The sequence below is a fragment of the Streptomyces sp. NRRL S-495 genome, from assembly GCF_000966955.1.
Taxonomy (GTDB): Bacteria; Actinomycetota; Actinomycetes; order Streptomycetales; family Streptomycetaceae; genus Kitasatospora; species Kitasatospora purpeofusca.
Map to the genome: position 1 here is coordinate 1 of NZ_JZWY01000414.1, position 3756 is coordinate 3756.

The window sequence follows — 3756 nt, forward strand, 5'->3', positions numbered from 1 at the left end:
CCGCCCGACCACCCCGTTTCCCGACCACCGGCCCCCGCCACCCCGGCGGGGGCCGGTTTTTCGTGCCCGCGGACCCGTCCTGGGACCGGAACAGGACGGCAGGCCCATGTGCCCGGGGCGGGCCGCCGACCAGAGTGGAGGGCGGAGCGGTCGATCGGTCGGACCGCTCGAAGAGAAGGAAGTCTGGAGCACCACTCATGGCAACGAACACGAGAACGAGGACGTTCGGCGTCGCGTCCGTAGTCGTCGGCATCGCCACAGCCACCGTGGTCATCAGGAGCGCCGTCGGCGCGCTGGCCAAGGCGGCGCCCGCCGACGGGACCAAGACCACCGAGCGCCGTTGCAAGCCGGGCGAGAAGGACTGCAAGAACTGACCCCGTCCGAACCCTCCGACCCGGCACCACCCCCGCCCCCGTGCCCCCCGTGCCTCACCGCGCGGGGGGCACGGGCGCGTCGGCAGGACCACGCCCGTCGGAGCGTTCAGGCGCCGGGCCGCGGGCTTCGGGAGGGGTGGCGGGGGAGGACGGCGAGCACCCGGGTGCCGTTGGTGGGGAGGCGGCCGACGGTGCAGCGGCCGCCGATCTCGGCCGCACGGTCCGACATCGACCGCAGCCCGACCCCGTCGGCCTGGTCCGGGTCCGCCGGGTCGGTGTCGGTGGGGCCGGTGTCGGTGGGACCGGTGTTGACGGGGCCCGGGTACTCGTCGGGTGCCTGGGGGTCGCCGAGGCCGATCCCGTCGTCCTGGACGGTCAGGACGAGGTTCGCCTCGTCCACCCGGAGGGCCACCTCGGCGTGCCGGGCGCGGGCGTGCCGGAGCACGTTGTTCAGCGCCTCGGCGGTGATCCGGTACGCGGCCACCTCGACGGCGGCCGGCAGTTCCGGCAGCGGGTCCGGCCGCAGGGCGGTGCTGACGGCGAGGCCGTCGCTGCTGAACGTGGCCGCCAGGTGCTCGATGGCCCGGGTGAGGCCGAACTCGCCGAGCGGTGCGGGCCCGAGCCGGTCCGTGATCCGCCGCACCTCCTTGATCGTCAGCGCCAGGTCGCCGGAGATCCCTTGCAGGGTCAGGGCCAGCGCGTCAGCGCCCTTCCCGGAGCTGCCGTTCCCGGAGGTGGCCTTCCCGGAGCTGCCGTTCCCGGAGGCCGAGGCGGCCGAGGCGGCCGAGGCCGCGTTGTCGACCCGCAGCCGCAGGCCCGCCAGCGCCGGCCCGAGCCCGTCGTGGATGTCCCGGCGCAGCCACCGCCGCTCCTCCTCCCGTGCCGCGACGATCTGTTCCCGGCTGGCCTGGAGGTCCTCCTGGAGCCGCAGTGAGGCGACGGCCGGCGAGGCCTGGTCCGCCAGCGAGCGCAGGATGTCGACGTCGCTGGGGTCGAGCCGCTCCTCGCCCGCCCGCAGTCCGACGGTCAGCTCCCCGATCGTCGTGCCGTGGTGGACCAGCGCGAAGCCCTGGACCGGCCCGTCCAGCCGCCCCACCGCGGCCAGCGGGCGACGCCCCGCCCGGGTGGTGACGGCCAGCGCCACACCCGGCAGCCGCAGTTCCTCGGCGACGGTGCCGCAGAGCGCGGACGGCAGCCGCTCCGGGTCGACGACCTGCCGGACCTGCCCGGCCAGGGTGCGGAGCACCTGGTAGGGCTGGGCGCGTTCGCCGTAGTAGAGCCGGTCCACGAGGCGCACCGCCCGCCGGGCGGCCCGGGGCAGGCCCGCGCCCAGGGCGAGGAGCAGGGCGATCAGCAGCAGGGCGGCGCCGCCGCGGCCGGGCACCAGCCAGCCCGAGAGCACCGCCGCGCAGACCACGAACACCACGGTGAGCCCGGCGGCGAGCAGCAGGCCGCTGAGCACGGACCGGGCGGCCCGGTCCAGCCGCCACCCGCCGTCGCGCACCACCAGGAACGCCACCGCGACCGCCCACACCGCGCCCGCCGCCGTGAACAGCGAGTAGCTCAGCCAGTACTCGTACTGGAACCGCCGGGTGTAGTAGTCCTGCAGGCCGGCCCAGAGCAGATAGGCGCCGAGCATGCCGGTCAGGTGGGCGCGGTGGCGGGGCGCGGTCCGGCGGAGCAGCCGGACCAGCAGCACGGTGGCCGCGATGCCGATCAGCAGATAGTTGACCGGGTCGTAGAGGCGGTCGAGCTGGTCGGACACGGAGCCGAAGGCGTTCGCCACGGCGCTGTCGGCGAGCGGGTTGGGGCGGCCGAACACGGTCGCGCGGTCCAGGAAGGACATGGTGTCCGGGAGCACCCAGAGGGTGACGGCGCCGATGTACCACCACCACCTGCGGGTGGTGAGCCGTCCGGCCGGCAGCCAGAGCGGCAGTACGTAGAACAGCGTCTGGCTGACCGTGTCGCACACCGCGCGCACCACGGCGGCCGCGCCGACGAGCCCGGGGTCCGAGACCTCCACCCAGACGGGTGCGGCGGCCGCGCTCGGCAGCATCGACGTCAGTGCGTAGACGAGCATCACCCAACCGAGTGGATTTCCCGGACGGTGGGCGTGCAGCAGCATGCCCGCGCCGGCGGTGGGCAGCGCGTAGACCAGGATGGCGAGCTGGTCCCGGGGGGCCTCCACCCCGGGCGCGTCGAGGTGGACCAGCACGTAGCAGACCCAGAGGGCGGCGACCGCCAGGCAGAGCACGGTGAGCGCCGCGGCCCCGGTGAGCCGGCGCTGGGCGGGCGTCCGGCGCGGCGGGGCCCCGGCGGGCGTACGCGGCAGGGGCGGGAGTGGGGTCACCGTGGTCATGGCACCGCCTAGGGACGGATGAGGGCGGGGTCCGCCGGGGGCCGGTCGCCGGGTCGGGCGCGTTCCCACCAGTCTCGGCCGCCCGTCGTCCCGGGCGCATGGGGCAGCGGTCTCGTTCGGCCCGGCCGCCCGGCAGTTCGGTCACCGAAAGTCACACCGGCATCGCTGGTAGTGTCGGCCAGGTGGATGAAGAGCAGCCCGCCGAAGACCCCCGGGCCGGGGGACCGCAACCGGACGGGGAGCCGTCGGCCGCACCTGTGCGGGTCCTGATCGTCGACGACCACCCGCTGTTCCGGGAGGGGCTGCGGGCCGCCCTGGAGAGCGCCGAGGGGATCGTCGTCGTCGCCGAGGCCGAGCGGGTGGGCGACGTGCCGGAGGCGGTCGCCCGCCACCGTCCCGACATGGTCGTCATGGACCTCTCCCTGCCGGACGGCTCCGGGCTGGAGGCCACCCGTCGGCTCTCCGCCGACCGGCCGGCCCCGCCGGTGCTGATGCTCACCATGGCGGACGACGACGGGAGCCTGCTCGCCGCGCTCCAGGCGGGGGCCCGCGGCTACCTGGTGAAGGGCGCGGGCCGGGAGGAGGTGCTGCACGCGGTGCGGACGGTCGCGGCCGGTGGCGCGGTGTTCGGCGCGGACGTGGCCGAGCGGATCACCACCCTGCTCGCCGGTGCGCGGGTGCGCGAGGCCGGGCAGCTCTTCCCGGCGCTCACCGCCCGCGAGGCGGAGGTCCTCGACCTGGTGGCCCGGGGGCTGGACAACCGCCGGATCGCCCGCGAGCTGGTGGTCGCGGAGAAGACGGTGCGCAACCACGTCACCCACATCTTCGAGAAGCTGCACGTCGCCACCCGGGCGGAGGCCGTGGCCCGGGCCAGGGACATGGGCCTCGGCGACAGCTGACCCGCCGCCGCTCCTCCGGCCGCCCGGCGGCCGGGCGGGGCGGGCGGCAGGCCGACGACCGTGCCCGGGTCCGGGTCCGGGTCCGGCCGACCGTGCCCGGGTGCGACCGGGACCGGGACCGGAC

General features: G+C 76.0%; 3 protein-coding genes. 2 read left to right on the forward strand and 1 reads right to left on the reverse strand.

The window, feature by feature from the left end; genetic code table 11:
- The first annotated feature begins 197 nt into the window (after nt 1-197).
- Nucleotides 198-374: a hypothetical protein gene (locus VR45_RS47115; RefSeq protein WP_159394304.1), complete on the forward strand. Its 177-nt coding sequence runs from the start codon at nt 198-200 to the stop codon at nt 372-374.
- 106 nt (nt 375-480) lie between these two features.
- Here VR45_RS47115 and VR45_RS21875 read toward each other — a convergent pair whose 3' ends face one another.
- A complete protein-coding gene (locus tag VR45_RS21875) occupies nt 481-2724 on the reverse strand; it encodes an ATP-binding protein (RefSeq protein ID WP_159394305.1) in 2244 nt (747 codons plus the stop codon).
- Nucleotides 2725-2990: 266 nt separating this feature from the next.
- On the opposite strand from VR45_RS21875, the gene VR45_RS21880 reads away from it, so the two are divergent.
- Nucleotides 2991-3632 carry a response regulator transcription factor gene (locus VR45_RS21880; RefSeq protein WP_045941505.1) on the forward strand — a complete coding sequence of 214 codons (642 nt, stop codon included), beginning with the start codon at nt 2991-2993 and terminating at the stop codon, nt 3630-3632.
- The last annotated feature ends 124 nt before the right edge of the window (nt 3633-3756 follow it).